This window comes from Grimontia sp. SpTr1 (assembly GCF_947387585.1).
Taxonomy (GTDB): Bacteria; Pseudomonadota; Gammaproteobacteria; order Enterobacterales; family Vibrionaceae; genus Enterovibrio; species Enterovibrio indicus.
The window spans coordinates 682,330-703,170 of sequence record NZ_CANDOD010000001.1 but is presented as its reverse complement, the minus strand read 5'-3'; the positions used below and the strand labels follow the sequence as shown (position 1 = coordinate 703,170).

The window sequence follows — 20,841 nt, the reverse complement described above, 5'->3', positions numbered from 1 at the left end:
GGCAAAATCATGGCTGACAGTGCATTGGAAAGAGGTCAGACAAGATACTGAGTAAAAGGAATTTTGGCACCACCCTATTCACAACGCATTAACATTGTGCTTTTATTGTTCTCCATAACCACAACTATAAAGAAACATTATTAGACTTTAATTGTATACATTAATCTTAAGGACCCTGCCGATGTATGAACTAGAAAGTACTTCAGAAAATCGTTCCAGCTCAGCAGCTTGCTCCAGCATTAAGATCACTGGGCCTTTGTTCAGCGAAGATGCTAAAAGCATTCTGAGTGCAGATGCTTTGAACTTTATATCTGCGCTTTGCCAACAGTTCTCGGGATCATTGTCTTCGCTACTGATTGACAGAAAGCGTCAGCAGGAGAAATTCGATAGCGGTGCCCTACCTGATTTCAGGAGCGATACTGCAGACATTCGAGACGATCGAGATTGGAAAGTGGCTGATATTCCCGAGGTATTGCTTGATAGGCGCGTTGAGATAACAGGCCCCATTGACCGGAAAATGGTGATTAATGCGCTCAACTCTGGCGCAAATGTATTTATGTGTTGCTTCGAGGATGCCACTTCACCGACCTGGGAAAACATGGTGAATGGCCAAGTCAACATGCGTGATGCCAATGCGGGTACCATCTCTTATAGCGACCCGAAAAATGGCAAGCATTATCAGTTAGCTGATAACCCTGCAACATTGATCCACCGTCCAAGAGGTTTGCACCTTCAGGAATCTCATATTCTGTTCGACGGTAAACCCATGCCAGCTTGCCTGATGGATTTCGGGTTGTACTTTTTCCACAATTACCAATCCCGAAAAGCGAGTGGCCAAGGCGTCTACTTCTACTTGCCTAAGCTTGAGTCCATGGAAGAAGCAGCATGGTGGGAATCCGTGTTTGATTTCACCGAAGAATACTTTTCTGTCGAGACAGGTACGATTCGCGCCACCGTGCTCATTGAAACCCTTCCTGCTGTATTCCAAATGGAAGAAATCCTCTACGCGATGCGTAAGCACATCGTGGGTATGAACTGTGGCCGGTGGGACTATATTTTCAGCTATATCAAAACACTGAAGAACCACACCGATCGCATCTTGCCTGATCGTCATGCCATCGGCATGGATCAACCTTTCTTGGAGGCGTACAGCAAACGTCTTATCCAGACCTGCCATCGCCGTGGAGCATTGGCAATTGGCGGAATGTCTGCCTTCATTCCATCAAAAGATCCTGACGAGATGGCTCGCGTAACACAGAAGGTGATTGAAGATAAACGCCGTGAAGCGACGAATGGTCATGACGGCACCTGGGTCGCACATCCTCATTTGGTATCACTTGCCCGCGAAATCTTTGATGAATACCTGAATGGCGCGACAAACCAACGCCACTTTATTCCCGATGGAAGCTTTAACAGCGAAATCCTTCTTCGACCAAGCCAAGGACCAAAAGATGAGCCCGGTGTAAGAAAGAATATCCGAATCGCGGTGCTTTACATGGAAGCCTGGCTGCGCGGTATTGGTTGCGTACCTATTTATGGGTTGATGGAAGATGCCGCTACAGCGGAAATTTCCCGCGCCAACATTTGGCAATGGCTCAAGCATCAAGTGTCTCTGGACGATGGTCGTCCATTTACCACTGAGCTATTTAGAGCGTGGCTCGATCAGGAAGTAAAGGACATGAAAGCGTCAGCAGGAAATGGCGAATTCAGAAAATTTGATGAAGCATCGGCGTTGTTTTTCACCCTCTCAACCGATACTCACTTTGCGGATTTTCTCACCATTCCTTGCTACGCAAAACTCGAATAACGAGCATTGGCGGCTGCTTTAAGCCGCCCTTAAAATCTAGGAGACTTTCAATGGAAAATCTGACGATGATAAAAGCACTGGAAATCACCACTAAGGTGTTCCATGCGGCGCAAGAACGGAAAACCCAACCACTAACGGTGGCCATTTTGGACAAAGGTGGCGCACTCATTTCGCTGCAGAGGCAAGATGGCTCAAGCATGATGCGGCCGGAAATTGCGATTGCAAAAGCCTGGGGGGCATTAGCTCTGGGGTGCTCTTCCAGAAAGATTGCGGATGATGCCCAAACACGCCCTTGCTTTATCTCGTCAGTCGCCACACTTGCACAGGGAAACCTTGTTCCCGTTCCCGGTGGTGTGCTCATCCGAGACGCGTCATCGGAATTACTCGGTGCAGTCGGCGTTTCCGGCGATATCTCTGATACCGATGAAGCCGTCGCGATTGCCGGCATTGTCGCTTCCAGTCTAAAAACTGATGCCGTTCTGGCAAGCTGATTTCACCTGCAAACGGCCGGGCTTCTCCGGCCGTTAAACCTCTATTCTCAATTCTCTACCTTGGAACAGTACCCGCCCCGCAAACCGATAACAGCACCAATACAATAATTGCACCAATGTTGTACAATCGAGTTAGCTATTCTTATACAAAACAACACACATAACCTTTACGTTCTCTTTTAGAACGTTATTTTGCAGCGGACTCGCTAGAGACGGCGAGTCGGGAAAGGAACTACTGTATGACAGGGCTTCTCAAAGCAACGAATAAAAAAACCAAACAGACAAACCCTAAAATGACACAGGATGACATCGTATACGGTCATATCTTTGATGCGATCCTGGAACAACGCCTGCCACCTGGCACCAAACTCAGCGAAGAAGCATTGGGCGAAATCTTCGGCGTCAGCCGCACCATCATTCGCCGTGCATTACTGCGGCTCTCTGTAGAGCAGGTTGTCAGTACACGCCCAAATCGCGGCTCTATTGTGGCGTCACCAACCGTTGAGGAAGCGATGCAAATCCTCAAAGCGCGTGAAGTGATGGAGCTGGCCATTGTCGAACTGGCAGCAGAGAACGCGACACCGGAACAGATCGCCAAATGCCGCGCCATGGTGGCGGAGGAAAATGAAGCGATTGCGAAACATGATACTGGACGCAGCATCCGCCTTTCCGGCGAATTCCACATAGAGCTGGCAGCGATGGCAAATAATCTGCCTTTGATGAGCTTCCAACGTAGCTTGGTGTCCCAATGTTCACTGATCATTGCTCTGTATGAATCATCGAAGAAAACGCACTGCTCCTGTGACGAGCACACCCAGCTACTAGATGTGATTGAGGCGGGAGATAAACAAGCGGCTATCGCGCTAATGAAGACTCATCTTGACCATATCAATTCCAAACTGAACCTTCATGATGATTCTGGCACTCAGGATCTTCATGCTGTGTTTTCGAATGTATTGAAGAAGAAAGCCTGATACCTCAATCAGTTTAAAAACGGCCTGAATGTTGAAGCATTCAGGCCGTTTTTTCTTTCTGTCATCGTCCTCTCAGTTATCAAAACCGAGAATCATGAACGATCGACCTCACAGATTGTATACAATCTTCACTTTCCATTTCTGATGCTGAACCTTAGAAATACTCATTACCTACTGTTTTTATTCAATATTTGATTGTTAATTTCATAATAATCACTTGTTAACAGAAAGTTGACCGAACGGTCAGAAATGACTAGCTTGTAATCAATGGATACGAAAACGTCATGGAGGCCGTGTGATCCGTTTCCTTTTAAATCAGACTTTGCAGGAAGAGAAAGACATTTCTCCTAACCTGACTGTGTTGAATTACCTGCGTGAACATATACGCAAAACTGGAACCAAGGAAGGTTGTGGCTCAGGTGATTGTGGAGCTTGTACCGTTGTTTTGGGTGAAGTAGTTAATGGCAGGCTGGAATACAGAAGTGTTAACTCTTGTTTGACCTTTGTTTCCGCCCTTCATGGCAAACAACTCATCACAGTAGAAGACTTGCGAACAAAAGATTCGCTACACCCCGTTCAACAGGCCATGGTTGATTTTCATGGCAGCCAATGCGGCTACTGTACACCTGGCTTTATCATGTCGATGTTTGCACTCTCCAAGAATCATCCCAATGCAGACAAAGAAGACACTTATGAAGCCCTGGCAGGTAACTTGTGTCGTTGCACAGGCTATCGCCCTATTGTGGAAGCTGCATTGTCGCTGAGTCAGGAAACGCCGATTCGCGACCAGTTTGCTGAATACGAGCGTGAAACGATTGAAAAGCTGAATGCGATTGGTAAGCCTGAACTGGAATATCACGCAGACGGCAAAACGGCATTCACACCAACTAACAGCGATGAACTGGCAAAAACGCTGATGGCGCACCCCACTGCTAAACTGCTGGCAGGCGGCACTGACCTTGCACTGGAAGTGACTCAGTTTCATCGCGATATCGACAAACTGATCTATCTTGGCCGCGTTGACGATATCAAAACCGTTAACGAGACAGATACCCACATCGAAATCGGTGCCAATGTGCCTTTCACTGATGTATATCGCGCATTGGAACCACACTACCCAGATTTCGGCGCGCTGTTACAACGCTTTGCATCCCTGCAGATCCGTAACCAAGGGACGATTGGTGGCAATATTGCGAACGCTTCTCCCATTGGTGACGGGCCACCTCTGCTGATCGCCTTGGGTTCAACAGTGATTCTTCGCCGCGGTGAAACAGCACGGGAAATCCTGCTTGAAGACTTCTTTAAAGATTACAAAGTGACGGCGCTACAACCTTCTGAGTTTGTACAAACCATTCGTGTGCCGAAACCGCAACCTAATCAGGCATTCAGAGCCTACAAAATTTCGAAGCGTTTTGACGATGATATCTCAGCAGTCTGCGGGGCATTCAGACTGACATTAGAAGATGACACTGTCACTGAAGCCCGTATTGCTTTCGGTGGCATGGCGGCCATTCCAGCGCGCGCTACCCATTGTGAACAGGAACTTGTTGGAAAGCCGCTGAGTGCCGCCACTATTCAAGCCGCAATGTCAGCATTGGAGAATGACTTCTCGCCCATTTCCGACTTCAGAGCGACAAAGGAATATCGCGCTGAAACCGCAGCGAACCTGCTTTACCGTCTGTTCACAGAGCTCAGCTATACGGCTGATGGAAAGAAAATTGAAGCGAGGGTGATTCATTATGTCTCGTAAAACGACCCCAGCCATGACCATGGAAGAAATGACCGCGCAAGCGAAAGCTGGATTAGCGACTGGCGTCGGCAAATCGGTAAAACATGAAAGTGCCGAAAAACAGGTGTCAGGCGAAGCGCTCTACATTGACGATCGCGGCGAATTCCCTAATCAGCTTCATGTCTACGCGCTGATGAGCCCACATGCTCACGCGAACATTACCAAGCTTGATATCTCACCTTGCTATAAGGTACCTGGCGTTCGTACTGTGATTACTGCTGAAGATGTACCGGGTGAACTCGACATTGGCCCTATCCTTCCCGGCGATCCTATGCTCGCTGACGGCAAGGTTGTTTACGTCGGTCAGCCTGTGATTGCTGTTGCCGCTGACAGCCTCGACAATGCACGAAAAGGTGCAGAAGCCGCCATCGTTGAATACGAATTGCTGCCTGCCGCTCTTGATGTAGAAGAAGCCTTGGCGCAGGAGCTGTTTGTTACTGACAGTCATACCCAAAAACGGGGAGATTCAGCGGCAGCGATAGCCAATGCAGAACACGTATTGGAAGGCTCGCTCCATGTCGGCGGTCAGGAGCATTTCTATCTCGAAACCCAAGTTTCAAGTGTTGTCCCCACTGAAGATGGTGGCGTGATTGTTTACTGCTCCACCCAAAACCCGACAGAAGTGCAAAAACTGGTTGCGTCCGTGTTGGGTGTTTCTATGCACAAGGTATTGATCGACATGCGCCGTATGGGTGGTGGCTTTGGTGGTAAAGAAACACAAGCCGCCGCGCCCGCCTGTATTGCAGCCGTGATTGCAAACCAAACAGGCCAACCAGTGAAATTCCGTTTGCCACGTCGTGAAGACATGATGATGACGGGTAAACGCCACCCCTTCTTTAATCAATACAAGGTGGGCTTTGACGACAACGGTGTGATTCAAGGGATTGAAATCGTGGTGTCAGGTAACGCGGGACACTCACCGGATCTGTCTCGCTCCATTGTCGACCGCGCCATGTTCCACTCTGATAACGCATATTACCTCGGCAATGCCACAGTAACCGGGCATTGTGTGAAAACCAATACGGCGTCGAATACTGCATACCGTGGGTTTGGTGGCCCGCAGGGCATGATGACTATTGAACATGTGATGGACACCATCGCCTGTCACCTAAAGAAAGATCCTCTTGAAGTTCGCAAAGCGAATTACTACGCGGGCGAAGGTCGTGACGAAACGCATTACTACCAGAAGGTAGAGGACAATTTCATTCACGAAATGACAGCCGATTTGGAAATGTCCTGCGAGTATGAAGAGCGCCGAAAAGCCATTGCGGAGTTCAACGCCAACAGCCCTATCCTGAAGAAAGGCATTTCTATCACTCCGGTGAAGTTCGGTATCTCTTTTACCGCCACATTCCTTAATCAAGCCGGCGCGTTAGTCACGGTTTATACTGATGGCAGCATCTCGCTGAACCATGGTGGCACGGAAATGGGTCAGGGCTTGAACACCAAGGTCGCGCAGATCGTTGCAGAAACCTTCAGTGTGGATGTCGGTACGATTCAAGTGACCGCAACCAACACAGAAAAAGTACCGAACACATCGCCGACTGCAGCATCATCCGGTACTGACCTGAATGGTAAAGCCGCGCAAAATGCCGCGCTCACCATCAAAGAGCGAATGGTAAACTTCGCATCCTCGCACTTTGATGTTTCTCCGGAAGATGTAGCATTCAGCAATGGCATTGTGTCAATTGGCGACAAGCAAACCATGACATTTGCTGACTTCACCGAACTGTGTTGGTTTAACCAAATTTCGTTGGCGGCATCCGGTTTCTATCGCACACCGAAGATCTTCTACAATCACGAAAAAGGACGCGGTCGCCCTTTCTATTACTTCGCTTACGGCGTCTCATGTTCAGAAGTGATCGTCGATACCCTCACTGGCGAATATAAAGTGCTGCGCACTGACATTCTTCACGATGTAGGCGCATCGCTTAACCCTGCGATTGATATTGGCCAAGTCGAAGGTGGCTTTATTCAGGGGATGGGCTGGCTGACAACAGAAGAGCTGGTTTGGAATGACAAAGGCCAGTTGATGACCTCAGGCCCTGCCAGCTACAAGATCCCTGCTGTCGCTGATACACCGGAAATATTCAACACACGATTGGTAGAAAATCGCGCCAACCCAGAAGACACAGTCTTCCATTCGAAAGCCGTCGGCGAGCCACCGTTTATGTTAGCCATTTCGGTGTGGAGCGCTATTCGTGATGCTGTCGTGAGCGTGGCAGATGAAGGCGAAATCCCTCACCTGCCAGCACCTGCGACACCTGAGCAGGTTTACAACGCCATCAAACAAGCGCGAAAAGGCAAATCGCCTTTGCCATTCGAGATGTAAGCGTCGAAAAGTGGAGGTCAGTGATGTTTAAAGACAATTGGATCCAGGCGCTGGCAGAGCTCGAAGCCAAAGGCACGCCCTGTGTGATGGTCACGGTGCTTGAAGACAAAGGCTCGGTGCCGCGCGGCGCTGGCACAAAAATGCTGGTGACTGAGAATGAGGTTATCGCCACTATCGGTGGTGGTCACCTTGAACATGTCGCGATGAAAGCCGCACAAGAAATGCTGGCGCATGGTGAAAGTAACATGAAAATCGAACGCTTTAATCTAGGCGCTCGTCTTGGCCAATGTTGTGGAGGTATCGTCACACTGAGCTTTGAACCTATTGGCCAACAACGTCATGTTCTTGCGCTGTTCGGTGCAGGACACGTCGCCAAAGCCATGGTTCATATTCTGGCTACTTTACCGTTCAAGGTGATTTGGATTGATGAGCGTGAAGATCAATTTCCTGATGTCATTCCTGACAACGTGGAAATGCGCTTAACAGACGATCCTGTTGGCGAAGTGTCCACGCTTCCAACTAACAGTATGTATCTGGTGCTCACCCATAATCATCAGCTGGATTTCGATCTTTCGCGCGCCATTTTGAAACGTGGAGACGCTAAGTACTTTGGTCTGATTGGTTCCCTATCAAAACGCAAACGCTTCGACTATCGCTTAAAAGAACGTGGCTTCGATGATTCAACCATCAATACCATGATTTGCCCTATCGGCATCGACGCGGTGAAAGGAAAACACCCGGCGGAGATTGCCGTATCTGTAACAGGTGAGCTTATCGCTTGCTATCAGGGTGAACAGATTGCCAATAAACGCGAGTCCTCTACCCATTCAGCATCACAGAAACAGGCTGAGAAACTCTCTATTCTTAAACGAGAGCCTGAAGATAACGATAACAAAAATAACGAGAAAATAAGGGCATAAAGGAATGACAGACCCAAAAGCTCATCCGGCAAAAGCCTTTCGCGCTGCCATATTACATAGCCTTGCCAACCCAACGGACGTGGGTTTGGAAGACTCTTATCAGTACTTTGATGATGGCGTTCTATTGGTTGCCGATGGTCACGTTGTGAAAGTTGGTCACGCTGACGATATCCTTCCTTCGCTCGACCCCAGCGTTGAAGTGGTTGTACTCGAGAACAAACTGATCACACCGGGTTTTATTGATACCCATATCCACTACCCTCAAACTGGGATGATCGCCGCCTACGGTGAACAGCTCCTAGACTGGTTGAATAACTACACCTTCCCAGAAGAAAAGCGCTTTGCTGATGTAAATTACGCCCGTGAAGTTGCCGTACAGTTTCTTGATGAACTCGCACGAAATGGCACCACAACCGCGTTAGTTTTCGGCACAGTCCATAAAGAATCCGTCGATGTCTTTTTCCAGGAATCGGAGAAACGAAATCTTCGGATGATTGCCGGTAAGGTACTGATGGACAGAAATGCGCCTGGAGATCTGACCGACACCCCTGAGTCTGGCTATGAAGACAGCAAGGCTCTAATAGAGAAGTGGCATAACAAGGGACGTTTGCATTACGCCGTGACACCACGATTCGCGCCCACCAGCACGTCTGAGCAATTACATTTAGCAGGCAAACTGCTTGAAGAGTATCCCGACGTTTATATGCACACTCACCTCTCTGAAAACCAGAAAGAGATCGAATGGGTGCAGGAGCTGTTCCCGAACAGTAAAAACTATCTGGATGTCTACGACCAACACGGATTGCTTTCCAGCCGCTCGGTGTTTGCCCATGGTATTCATTTGTGTGATGGCGAATGCAAGAGGCTGCAGGAAAGCGATTCAGCGATAGCCTTTTGTCCTACCTCTAATTTGTTCTTAGGTTCCGGCTTGTTCCCGCTTTCTGAGATCGAAGCCAAAGGTATTAAGGTAGGAATGGGAACAGATGTCGGCGCTGGCACCAGCTTTTCACTGCTTCAAACCATGAGCGAAGCTTATAAAGTGATGCAACTTCAGGGTAAAAAGCTGCACCCTTTGAAGTCTCTGTATCAGGCCACATTAGGTGGTGCCAAAGTACTCTCTCTGGATCATGTGATTGGTAATTTCGAATCAGGCAAAGAAGCTGATTTTGTTGTACTGGATTTACATGCGACCCAATTAATGAAGTTCAGGATGGAACACGCTCAATCATTAGAAGACAAACTCTTTGTGCTAATGACGTTGGGTGATGACAGAACTGTATGTGACACCTATTCCTATGGCCAATCCGTTTACAACCGCTGAACAAACAACCTGATAATAAAAGGCCTCTGTCAGCAGCGCTCTGCCAGCATGCAGCAAGAGGCCTTCTTTCTCTTCATCATCTACTTCATCTTGAACACAGAGCAGCACGAAGGGCCATTGGATGGTCATCGTTCATTTGTAGTAGATCCCAGAGATTGCCATACAAATCTTCAAACACAGCGACCGTGCCGTAATCTGCTTCTTTTGGTTCACGGACGAACTTGATTCCCAGCGCCACCATTCGATGATAATCACGCCAAAAATCATCAGTATTCAAAAACAGGAATACCCTGCCACCAGCTTGGTTGCCGATGAAATTGCGTTGTTCAGGTTTCGACGCCTTTGCCAACAGCAAGGTCACGCCATTTGAACCTGGTGGAGATACTACAACCCAACGTTTATCCTGCTCTGGCTGATAAGTATCTTCAATCAATTCAAACTTCAGCTTGTTGACGTAAAAATCAATCGCTTCATCATAGTCATTCACGACCAAGGCAATGTGGATAATAGATTGCTTCATTGCTTCTCCCTTTCTCATCACAATCATTCTTAGGGACGATTAAAGTCCGCGCAAAGCAGCATTCATAAAGCACTTGTTTTTCGATTAGCATGACCAAAGGGCATGCGTTTTCATTTTTCGTTGGATGAAACACATACCCAAAGCACTTGGTGACTAGCCCACCAAGTGCTTTTTCTTGCCTTGAGAGGCTACTTATTGACCACTTGAACTTTGCGCTAATGTTATCACCAAGATCAGTATCGGTATCTTAAAACTGCCATCTCCTATACATGTTTGAAGCACTGTCTCTTCCGGGCTAATACTGAAAAGCCCCTTCACTCTTTACTTGATATTCATTTGTACGCACACAAAGCAAACGTTTGCTCTTTCCGATTCCACACCATAGGTTAACACGATGTAATCAACACTTTATCAATCGGAATATTTGGCACTCACTTCATCAGCTAACACAAATATATAACCATAACTTTTACATGTGATTGCATCTTGAGAATTAAAAACACCGTTCATATAATGCCGCCGAATTGATTGTCCGGACGATAATTCGCAAAACAAATGCATTGAGCTTGGATGCTCTATAAGGATTAACAAAGCGCCTTACTGGGATGTTTTGGTGTTTTCGTATATTTAGGATTAAAGAGATGCGAGCAGGAAGTATCAGCCTTGCACTGGCTTTGGGGTTAGTCATCACAGGTTGTGGCGAGGACAAGTCAAATTCAGGTAACACAGCAACAACAGTTAATATCTATCAGTCCATAGATAATTGTGAATTCACTTCAGCACAGGACGTGAATAACTGTCCTTTCAACAAAGGGGTTTACGTTCTTAACTTTGACCCTTCGAATATTTCTGCTTCCGAACATCAAGCTGTTGTAACACGGGTCACTAATATGATGACCTGGGCGAGCCGTGATGTTCAAAATGCCTTTAATGCCAAAACACTGGTATTGGGCGTCATTCCCTCTCAGAACGATGTTGATCCCTCATCACCAACATCAACACCAGCAGGAGAGTTTGTTGTTAACCTCGCCTTGAACGGTAAAAGTGTGGTCAATGGCGTTGAGTTACTGTTCACTCAAGATGGCGGTATCAATGAGACGAATGGCCCAACGACTTACCAGAAAATGATGCAGCTTTTTGATTACTACATTGATGATCAAACGCTGGCAGGTGATGAGCTGGATACAGCCTATGTCGCCTTCAATATCGCTATCCCGTTTGTTGCGGCACAAGCAAATGCTCAATCTGTAGTGCTACCGCACATCTCATCTTATGACTATTGCCCTTACTCCAATGGTCAAATCCCGTCATGTACCAATGATCCTGACCCAATTCATGAAGCTGCTGGTGTAGACATGAACCCTGGCGCAGTAGCCGGCACGGTTTACGAGTATATGGTTGAAGGTTCAAAAACTTCACCGCTTGGAGAGCTTGAAATTAATGACGGCAGCAAGTTCATCAACAAGGGGATTGTTGGCACTGATGATCCAACACTGTTGCCGCATGAAGTTCTTAGAAGCTGGGAAAACCCCGCTTTCATTCCAATGGTTGAATACCTGAACAAACACTTCTTTGTGAATCGTTAAAAGAGTCCACGCTGGATTTGGCACCCATTTTTACTGGGCGGTATTGATTCGCCCTTTTTTTGCAAGTAGGGAAATAACATGAAAAAACTCGTATGCGCTATCGCACTATCAGTCGCTCTGACTGGCTGTTCCACGCCTTTTGATGAAAGTGCGAAGTTCAATGCATTCAACGCTCAAACCAATGTCACCACAATGGACAGCGTCGTTTCTTATCATGGTGAACCTGATGAGATCATTGAAGCCGCTGATACCACCGTTTACGTTTATGAGTACCGCGAAACCGTCGATATTATTCCGTATTTCATGTCTACCATGGCCTTCCGATCGCGCGCTTTTACCTTCGATAACGAGACTAAAACACTGTTAAAGGTCACTGACTAAAAATGAAAAAGCATCCGCTGATTCACTCAGGCGGATGCTTTCAAATACTTTACCGATTTACGCGTTAGCTTTCGAAGCCAGCCATTGCTCTAAGTTATCTGCCCCGCCGATGTATTTTCCGTCCATCCAGATTTGAGGAACAGTAACCGGCGTTTTCTCACCAATGATGGCTTTCACTTCCGGGATCATGCGATATAAAGCAGCACTTTCAACCACCACATCGTGGTAGTTATATTCAATCCCAGATTCCGCCAGCATCTCTTTGGCTTTCACGCAATACGGACACGTTGCTTTGCCATAAACAATGTTGCCTTGCAGTGTGTCGCGCTTCGCCCACTCTTTGATAACAGATTGAACCAATACACCGCGATTAAGCGCTTCACCCTGGCTAACGAGCTTGCCTTCTACCATCAGGATTGGCGCATGCCATGCTCCCACTTTCAGAGGTTCCCACCAATGGGAAAGCCAATCTTTCACTTCCAGTTCGATAGGCACATCACCGAGCTCTTTTTCAAAAGTGTCTTTCAGGATGTCTTTGGTAAGTGTGCATTCCCCACATGGGATTTTCACACTGAAAGGTCCCCAACTGCCACCCCAGCGATAAAGCGTTACTTTGATTGGCTTAGCCACAACGACTCACTCCTTAGCCTTGCTTATGTAGGTGCTCATAACAGGCTCACCAAACAAGCCTTCATTTAGAAAACTGTCTTTGAGCATGCTATCAGTATCAAACTGCAATAATCACATTCATATAGACCCCAATAAACCCATTTTCATTGCAATAAATTTGTGAGGTTTTAACGAAACTCTTGAGATCGGGTTGAGAAGTTTGCTCTTCACACTACTTAAAAACTCACTCGTTAAGGAAGAGCAAAATGAGAAAGTCCACCAAACTAAATCTAACAGCAATCGCCCTGACCTGTTCAATGGCTTCTGCGTCTGCCCTCGCAGCTCAACTCGATATCAGTTTAACCAACGCAACGAAAGGCATTCACTTTACCCCTCTGCTAGTCGCGGCTCACGATGGTTCTACATTTCTATTTAGAGCAGGAACCAGTGCGTCAGCGGAATTAGAATCAATGGCTGAAGGGGGTGATATCTCAGGTTTATCTTCTGCTGTCACAAATGCTGGAGGAATTGTTGTTGAGAACCCTGCCTCTGGCCCTCTGGCACCGGCGACTGGCACTAACTTTTCTATCGATACCGGAGAAATGGGGTACATCTCGTTAACTGCCATGCTGCTGCCAACAAACGATGGATTCGTTGGGTTGGACAGCTGGCCAATTCCTTCAGAGCCCGGCACTTACCATATCAAGTTGAATGGTTATGATGCTGGCACAGAAGCAAACGATGAGTTGAGCACAAGCATCCCTAACCCTCCTTTCCTCACCTTTGGTGCAAATGGTACTGGCGTGGAAACCACTGTTAGCAATAACACCGTTCATGTTCACCCAGGTAACATTGGAGATGGTGATGCAAATGGCGGTCGAAGCGACGTCGACTTCTCTGTTCACCGCTGGCTGAATCCTGTTGCTGTTATGACCGTTGTCGTCAACTAAGGAGGCAGCATGAACTCTCGTTTATTAATTATTGCTGGCTCAGCACTTGCTCTGGCGGGTTGCCCATTCGATTCGGATGACAATACAACTAACCCGTCACAGTCTTCGCCACCAGAGACTGAAACCAGTCAAATGACCACGTATGAAGTCACGGTGACCAACGCCACTTCGGCACAACCGCTGTCACCAATTGCATTGTTGGCTCACGATAACAACTATACGTTGTTTAAGACTGGTGAAGCCTCGTCAGACGCGCTGGAGATCATGGCAGAGTCTGGAGACAATACAGGGTTAATCGATATGTCTTCACTGGAAAGTGTTCATATAACGGCAAGCGGCAACGGAATTGTGCCGCCTGGAAGTGCCGAAACCCTTTCTTTTGACATTGACCTATCAAAAGCAAAATACCTCTCTCTCGGCACCATGCTGGTCAACACAAATGATGCATTTGCTGGTTTTACTCAGTTTGATCTTTCAAGCGTCGATGAAGGCATCACACGCACATTTGGCGCAGAAGTCTGGGATGCAGGTACAGAGGGCAATGATGAGTTGGCAGCCAGTATTCCTGGGCCGGCCGGTGGCGGAGAAGGTTTTAATCCAACGAGAAATGATGATAACCGCGTCACCATTCATGCAGGTGTTATCTCTCAAGATGATGGATTAACAACGTCTGCCCTCTTTGGACAGCATCGTTTTGATAATCCCGGCATAAAAGTCAGCATCAAACGAGTCAACTAGCCCTAAATAAAAAGCGCCGAGCTTTAGCTCGGCACTTTTTTAATCATTCAATGTGTAGCGTTTTTGGTTACATCACACACTCTTTTGCCGCTTTGGCTTTCTCTACACCTTTCTCAATCAAAGATTGGGTATCTTCGCTGCCAATCGCTGACATGAACTTGTTCAGCAGCTTTTCTGCCGTACTTTCAGAAGTGGCATCAACTAAGCACGCGTAAGAGTTCGCTACTTTTTCCTGAACGTCTGCAACGACATCTGCATTCGTCAAATCAGCGGTGAGTGCTTCTTCCATCGACTCAGTAAACTCTTTGGCATACGCTGTCGCGTTCTCCAGGGAATCCAAATTCAGCTCGCTCAAATCAACGGCATCGACTTTATCTTGAATGCTATCTACTGCGCTATTTGCCGCTTCTTGCGCTTTATCAATCGCCTCGTTGGCCTCTTCACAACCTGCCAGCGCGAAAACAATAGCCGCTGAAACAATCATCTTTTTCATCATAATCTGCCTACGTTGGGATAGTCTGCATTGGGTTCTAGCATATTAGTGCAAACTGTTTCATTAGATAAAGAGAAATTGGTAACGGGAGATTGAAGAGTGTTAGTGCTGGCTAGGCGCGTTTGACACGTTGTCACTCTGATATCTTTGAGGTGCTTGGATAGTGAAAATGAATAAAATACATTTCTAAATCGGTGTCCACTTCCAAGCCCAAAGAGTAGTCACCTTCCACCAGCGCTTCGACCGCAGACTGCCAGAAGCCAAGTACCGCAATATTTTCCTTTAGAATGCGGACTTGCCAATCACCGTGTCGTTTATCCAACACTGCTGATAGTGCCTTTCTACCTATCCCTTTGCCTGCAAACTTGCGTAAGACAAAGAACTGGTCAATGTCCCACACAGCAATGTTGGGTGGATAACGACGAACCAGCACAAAGCCGGCTAATTCACCATCAGACAGAATGAAATACGGATGGTGATCATCACGAAGCCAATACGGATTTAGGGTTTCAGGTTTGAAGGCGTATTTACCATCACTATCAAGGCTTAGCCCTAAGGGACGGGAAAACTCATACACATAGTAAGAGAACAAATTTTCCAGAACATGACGTTCTCGGATATCAATAGGTTTGAGAGAGACTGTCATTCGCATTCCACCCTAAAGTGGACAATCGGCCATTTATTCACTTTGCCGACGACCGTTTTTACGTACTGGCCACCATTGGCTTTGATGATCTTTTGAGAAGCGAGATTGTCTTCATCCGCCATAACAAGTGCTTTGGATATTCCCAATAATTTTGCCTTTGGTAAAGCAAGCTTAAGCATGGCAGTTCCATAGCCCTTTTGACGATGAGAAGGCGCGACATCATAGCCTATGTGACCACACTCAAGGGCAAGAAACTCGTTGTTAATATGGTGTCGTACGCGAATAACGCCAACCATGTTGTCTTTATCATCCATCAACCAAAAGTGACTGCAAGGTACAAACCCTTCCCGAAGATTGATCCCTTTAGACTCATCCAACAAGCTTTGAACGTAACAAGAAAAATCCACTTTAGCTGCCTGATAATAATTAGCATTTTCTGGATCATTCTTTGAAAAGTCATCGTAAAAGGCGTGAAATGCTTTTTCATAACCCGATGATGGGGTCACCAATTTCATCGTACTCTCTTTTTGTTAAACAACATCCCAGACAGGTTTTTACTGGACAGCAAGAAAAAGGGATTGTCGATTCATGCTACCTCAAATTGCGGTAGAAATCGGATATATGCCAATAACAAGAAGCCCAACTGCTTGCCAGGCTTCATATAGGTTGAATGGATTATTTCGTCGCGGTTTTGCTGATTGCACCAAGTACTTTAGACACTTTCTCCAGCACCTTTTCACAACCTTCCATGTTATGGCGCTCATTCAGATACATTGGGTCGTTATAGGTTAGCCAAACATTGTTTTCCTCGTCTTGGCTAATCAGCATTTTTTGTGGCAAATCGATAGCCACGCTTTGCGCACATTGCATCAGGGGCGTACCAACCTTTGGATTACCAAAGATAATCACTTCTGTAGGACGTAGTTCCAAACCCACCTTCTCAGCGTTAGCAGTATGATTAATGCGTGCAAACTGGGTGAGTCCTTTTTCCTTCAAGAATCCTTCAATATTATCCGCCGTTTGGGCAACAGAATGCGCACTTTGTATTTTGATCAACCCGTTATCGGCATGCACTGAAAATGCCACCATCATTGAAGCCACCGCAGCCACTACATATTTTTTCATTGTCGTTTTCCTTTCTCTGTTTCTGTTCTAACTTTTCCGTTCATACACAGATATGAAAACTCGCCTAAAAATTACAATCAGCTACCTGATTTGTCGGCCCTGCCACAAATAAAAAAACTCAACGAGGTTTCCCCCGTTGAGCGCGTATCAATCGTATCGCTAATAACCAGTGGCAGTGGTCAACGACACATTGGTGTATGAATTCTGCTAACTACTTAATCGCGTCTTTACTTCACCAAAGTGCCAAAACTGTTTGCTTGTACGTTCAATGTTGTTCCATCACTGAATCGCACGGTCTTGACTACATCATCATAGTTGTAGACAAGATATGTCATTGTATTACCGTTCTTAAAGGCAACAGCCGCTGGGTAATCTGCTGTCAATTCGCCCGTTCCGGTTTCAAGTTGTCCCAACGCCTGCCAGTTGTATATCCAATGGTAGGTATGAGCTTTTGATTCTCCCTCTTCCGGAATGTAGTTGGAGCCTACGGTTTCATAATCTGCGATAGACGCATCAGCATCTGTCATCGCCCAAAGGTTCCACCAGATATCTCGCCAGTGGCCGTCCAGCAAACCAGAAGGTTTACGGTTTGAAGATTCCGTCAAACCCAGCTCGACATAATCTTTCATGTAGTCGGCATGCAAACCAACATGGAATACCAATGGGTTCAGAGGTAATCCTTGTATACCCAGGATGTGCGCAAAGGCAGGACTGAACCAGGTCGAGAATGAAGCACCTTGCCCCCAGATTATCGATGTCGTGATCTGGTTATAGTTATCCGGGAAGTTGTCATAGCTGTCGCCCAAATTTGGGTAAGACGGCGAGGCATTTCGGTAACCATCAAGGTTATTCCAATATTCCCAATATGTCGCCGCAGACGAAGCGTGTAGATAGATACCTTTGTCTACCAACTCTTGGTCACCTTTAATTAACCCATAAAGGATGATGGCACCGTAAGAGTTTGCCGCTTCAGAGGTTGATTCGTTGTTGTTACCCAACGCAAAGTTCGCGTGGCCGGACGCCCAGGAGAAACCATTGGCCGGGTCGAAATTGCGCAAGTAAGGGAACATGTCATCGCCTTTACTCGCTGCATAATCGCGGATAAGCAAATCAACCATTGGCCCATACTGATCTTCACCACACCATGATTTATCTGTGCGACAAACTTCCGCTGCAGCACGGACAAAGTAGCCATAGTGGAAGTGGTGGTCATTAAGCTGTTGATGCGCGCCAAACGATTCTTCAACACCTAATAAGGTCGTCCATAACTCGTCATACACAAAGTACTTAACGGTATCGAGATCTCCAGAAGTATCAGCGGTAAACCAATCTTCCAGCTCATGCTTCAACCATGCGGTTAAAGTATTGGCTTCTGATGTCATACCAATATCACGTGCAATAGCGATAATTTCGGCAGCTTTACCATAGCTCTTACCAGACCAGTAAGTGTCCGTGTAAGGGTTCCAGGAATGCTCTCCACCGTTCATGTATTCGATAACCAGAGCACGTAAAGTGTTCAGATCGAGGTCTGCAACATTCGGTAAGAATGGCAACACACCCACAAATGGTAGTGTGTAACTGAAGCCGTTAGTTTGAGCGAACTTGGTGATGCCGCGAGTACTGCGCACGCTGTATTGTGTCGGCATTGCATTGCTGTTTTTCCAATGCAGAGGCTGCATACCAGCAAGGGTTTCGATTGAATTACCACTTGCGTCAAGATATACATGTGACACCGTCACTTCATTGTTTGCATGATTAACCGAATAAGCTATCTCGACATCACGAACTACTTGGCGAGCAAGACTTTCGAAATATTCTGATTCAGCACTGCTTGGTGTTCCAGCTGATGGCAACAAAGCGACTGTCATTTCTTTTGCTGAGTTACTGACCGTAATGAGATTGCCCGAGATGTTACTGAAAGTGGTATTACCCTCACCAACAATCAGGAAGCTGTTTCTATTGCCAGCAATATCAGTCCACACCCCCAAAGATTGGCTGTTTTGATAGAAAGTGCCTTTCTGGGCTCCATCAGAGCTGGTCGTTTTGATCTGGAAATCACCGTCGTAAGACTTGAAATAGACATAAGGTGAACCATGTACAAAAGTGGCTTCCATCACTGGTGTTGCACCTGACCACCATTCGACTGTCATGGCACCATCGCTATGGTCTTTCAGATAGCCTTCCATATTGGAATGCTTGCTGTTGGCAACCGCAATCCCATCAAATACTTCGTTGAATGGATCCGGCACCACATACTGGAACAAGTTACCCTGCCCTTGCAGTGCATTGGGAATACCCATGATTCTTGCGCCACGCTCTGAAATGCGGGCGGTCACTGGATCAGGCGTAATATAGCCAGCATCGTTCGGGTCACCGATCGTCATTTCACCGTAGAAAGAGACAGATCCCCACCATTTGTGCGTGGCAATGGGTTGGTCTTCCAATTCAGGAACGATTTGTGGGTAAAGCTGTTTTGGCGTGCCTATGTTGTCACAAGAAGGTACACCCGGCTCAACAACACCAGCATTCGAGACCCAAAAGCCATGATCGACCGTACATCCGTATCCTTGAGGGTTGAATGTGTTTGCCACGTTACCCGCGCCATATTGCGTGACGAAGGCATCAACTGGCACATTTTCTATGTAAATATCAGCAAGCTCGATAGTGCCGTCACCCGCGAACATCAAACCAATCCAAGTCAGGTCGTCAAACCCAGGGAATGGCACTTCCATTTCATACCAGTCGTTACCCAAAGCAACAGCAGTGCCAAGCGAGTAAACCACTTTTGATTCTGAGCTGTTTACACCTTGGATAGACACTTCAACTTGTGTTGCGAAGTCTGATTTGTATTTGAAACGAAGAAGATCAAACCCTGTCGTATCAATAGCGTTTGCAGACTCATTACCCCACGCAGCAACCGCAAATGGAGCTCCCCAACTGCTACCACTTGTTACCTGAATACTTTGAGCAAATTGGCTACCGGATGGATTCCATACTGCTGTAGAGCCCGAATTCCAGGCATCGCCCTGATGTTCAAATTCGAAAGAAGAAGCATGTGATGAATGATACACATAGGCTATTTCATTAGAACTCGGTGGTTCTACTGGAGGCTCTACTGGCGGCGGTTCCACTTCTTTAGCAAAAAGCGCGACAGTTACCGACTGTTCAGTCGTCGAGAGATAGGTGATCTGCTGTTTAGATTCATATTCTGTATGAGATACCGAGATCTGATGTGCACCATAAGCCAGACTAAATACAGCTTCACCTGCAGTGTCGGTCTGAAGTGTTGTTCCATCGATTTCAATGGTGGCAACGCTGAGCGTTTCGTTTGTGTCGGCATTGACAACTTTTACGGTCAGTTCGCTAGTGTTGCCAGTCTCCTCGCTTCCACCTTCTTCAGTGCCTTCGGAGCCATCTTCCCCGGAACCGCCACCAGTACCGCCAGAATCTGTATCGCCACCTTCGCCCGAGCCTTCTTCGGAACCAGCACCGCTATCGCCTGAACCACCTTGCTCTTCTGAGCCACTATCAGTGCCGCCAGAACCTGTACCGCTGCCTTCGCCGGAGCCTTCTTCGGAGCCCGCACCGTTATCGCCTGAGCCACTTTGCTCTCCGGAACCGCCATCAGTGTCGCCAGAATCTGTACCGCTGCCTTCACCCGAGCCTTCTTCGGAACCAGCACCGCTGTCGCCTGATCCGCCCTGTTCCGCGGAACCACCTTCAGAACCAGAGTCACCGCCGCTACTTTCTCCACCCTCTGTTACTGTTGGGTTTGATGCCATTCTTACGTCGAGAGTTTGGGCAACACTGCCTAATGTCGTTGTGATCTTGGATGTTTCATAACCATCTTTTTCAACGGTTACGTCGTAGGTGCCGCTGCTCAAAGAGAGTTCAGCGACGCCAGAAGCATTCGTTCGGGCAATCTTGTTATCAACACTCACCGTCGCGTCACTTAATGGCGTACGGGCGTTGTCTGTCACATTGACAGTGAGCGTAAAAAGCTGAATATCGGAGCCGGAATCACTGTCTCCTCCCCCTCCGCCACCACAAGCAGAAAGAACAAGGGTTGCTAACGTCAAAAACAGCAAACGGCAATACTTCTTCAAACCCAAACTCCTTATGGTGTGCACTATAACGACAAAAGAAAGCGCTTTCTTTT

At 47.1% G+C, this 20,841-nt stretch carries 18 protein-coding genes; 11 read left to right on the top strand and 7 right to left on the bottom strand.

Translation table 11 applies throughout. The features are described from left to right. The first annotated feature begins 181 nt into the window (after positions 1-181). The 7 genes from aceB (at position 182) to guaD (ending at position 9,634) form a co-directional block, all read left to right on the top strand. Positions 182-1,807, top strand: a complete 1,626-nt coding sequence (gene aceB, locus QL223_RS03305) for a malate synthase A (RefSeq protein ID WP_281543896.1) — start codon at positions 182-184, stop codon at positions 1,805-1,807. A gap of 50 nt (positions 1,808-1,857) precedes the next feature. After that, a complete protein-coding gene (locus QL223_RS03300; protein WP_002535959.1) occupies positions 1,858-2,298 on the top strand; it encodes a heme-binding protein in 441 nt (146 codons plus the stop codon). 239 nt (positions 2,299-2,537) lie between these two features. Then, a complete protein-coding gene (locus QL223_RS03295; protein WP_002535960.1) occupies positions 2,538-3,272 on the top strand; it encodes a GntR family transcriptional regulator in 735 nt (244 codons plus the stop codon). A gap of 295 nt (positions 3,273-3,567) precedes the next feature. Continuing rightward, positions 3,568-5,022, top strand: coding sequence for a xanthine dehydrogenase small subunit (xdhA, locus tag QL223_RS03290; RefSeq protein ID WP_281543895.1), 1,455 nt, complete (start codon positions 3,568-3,570; stop codon positions 5,020-5,022). Continuing rightward, positions 5,012-7,393, top strand: a complete 2,382-nt coding sequence (gene xdhB / locus QL223_RS03285) for a xanthine dehydrogenase molybdopterin binding subunit (RefSeq protein ID WP_281543894.1) — start codon at positions 5,012-5,014, stop codon at positions 7,391-7,393. Before xdhA ends, xdhB begins: the two co-directional genes overlap by 11 nt. A 23-nt stretch (positions 7,394-7,416) precedes the next feature. Further along, a complete protein-coding gene (gene xdhC / locus QL223_RS03280; RefSeq protein ID WP_281543893.1) occupies positions 7,417-8,313 on the top strand; it encodes a xanthine dehydrogenase accessory protein XdhC in 897 nt (298 codons plus the stop codon). A gap of 4 nt (positions 8,314-8,317) precedes the next feature. Next, positions 8,318-9,634, top strand: a complete 1,317-nt coding sequence (gene guaD / locus QL223_RS03275) for a guanine deaminase (RefSeq protein ID WP_281543892.1) — start codon at positions 8,318-8,320, stop codon at positions 9,632-9,634. Positions 9,635-9,719: 85 nt separating this feature from the next. Here the strand turns inward: guaD and QL223_RS03270 are convergent, their stop codons facing one another. Beyond that, positions 9,720-10,154, bottom strand: coding sequence for a VOC family protein (locus tag QL223_RS03270; RefSeq protein ID WP_281543891.1), 435 nt, complete (start codon positions 10,152-10,154; stop codon positions 9,720-9,722). 641 nt (positions 10,155-10,795) lie between these two features. Between QL223_RS03270 and QL223_RS03265 the strand changes: the two genes are divergently transcribed. Both QL223_RS03265 and QL223_RS03260 read left to right on the top strand, forming a co-directional pair. Continuing rightward, positions 10,796-11,740 carry a hypothetical protein gene (locus tag QL223_RS03265; protein WP_281543890.1) on the top strand — a complete coding sequence of 315 codons (945 nt, stop codon included), beginning with the start codon at positions 10,796-10,798 and terminating at the stop codon, positions 11,738-11,740. 78 nt (positions 11,741-11,818) lie between these two features. Then, positions 11,819-12,121 carry a hypothetical protein gene (locus QL223_RS03260; RefSeq protein WP_002535968.1) on the top strand — a complete coding sequence of 101 codons (303 nt, stop codon included), beginning with the start codon at positions 11,819-11,821 and terminating at the stop codon, positions 12,119-12,121. A 57-nt stretch (positions 12,122-12,178) separates the two neighbouring features. Here the strand turns inward: QL223_RS03260 and QL223_RS03255 are convergent, their stop codons facing one another. Then, positions 12,179-12,751, bottom strand: coding sequence for a glutaredoxin domain-containing protein (locus tag QL223_RS03255; RefSeq protein ID WP_281543889.1), 573 nt, complete (start codon positions 12,749-12,751; stop codon positions 12,179-12,181). Between the two features lie 245 nt (positions 12,752-12,996). Here QL223_RS03255 and QL223_RS03250 point away from each other — a divergent pair, with 245 nt between their 5' ends. Both QL223_RS03250 and QL223_RS03245 read left to right on the top strand, forming a co-directional pair. Further along, entirely contained in the window at positions 12,997-13,680 is a 684-nt protein-coding gene (locus tag QL223_RS03250) for a spondin domain-containing protein (protein WP_281543888.1), read from the top strand. A gap of 9 nt (positions 13,681-13,689) precedes the next feature. Continuing rightward, positions 13,690-14,418 carry a spondin domain-containing protein gene (locus QL223_RS03245; RefSeq protein WP_281543887.1) on the top strand — a complete coding sequence of 243 codons (729 nt, stop codon included), beginning with the start codon at positions 13,690-13,692 and terminating at the stop codon, positions 14,416-14,418. Between the two features lie 67 nt (positions 14,419-14,485). Here QL223_RS03245 and QL223_RS03240 read toward each other — a convergent pair whose 3' ends face one another. From QL223_RS03240 to QL223_RS03220, 5 genes are all read right to left on the bottom strand, one after another. Continuing rightward, a complete protein-coding gene (locus tag QL223_RS03240) occupies positions 14,486-14,911 on the bottom strand; it encodes a hypothetical protein (RefSeq protein WP_281543886.1) in 426 nt (141 codons plus the stop codon). A gap of 133 nt (positions 14,912-15,044) precedes the next feature. Then, the gene (locus tag QL223_RS03235; RefSeq protein WP_281543885.1) at positions 15,045-15,557 is read right to left on the bottom strand and encodes a GNAT family N-acetyltransferase; all 513 of its coding nucleotides are present in this window, start codon (positions 15,555-15,557) and stop codon (positions 15,045-15,047) included. Then, on the bottom strand, positions 15,554-16,072 hold the full coding sequence (locus tag QL223_RS03230; protein WP_281543884.1) for a GNAT family N-acetyltransferase: 519 nt from the start codon (positions 16,070-16,072) through the stop codon (positions 15,554-15,556). The genes QL223_RS03235 and QL223_RS03230 overlap by 4 nt, the downstream gene beginning before the upstream one ends. A 160-nt stretch (positions 16,073-16,232) precedes the next feature. After that, positions 16,233-16,682, bottom strand: coding sequence for a DUF302 domain-containing protein (locus QL223_RS03225; protein ID WP_281543883.1), 450 nt, complete (start codon positions 16,680-16,682; stop codon positions 16,233-16,235). A gap of 227 nt (positions 16,683-16,909) precedes the next feature. After that, positions 16,910-20,788 carry a glycosyl hydrolase gene (locus QL223_RS03220; RefSeq protein ID WP_281543882.1) on the bottom strand — a complete coding sequence of 1,293 codons (3,879 nt, stop codon included), beginning with the start codon at positions 20,786-20,788 and terminating at the stop codon, positions 16,910-16,912. Between the last annotated feature and the right edge of the window lie 53 nt (positions 20,789-20,841).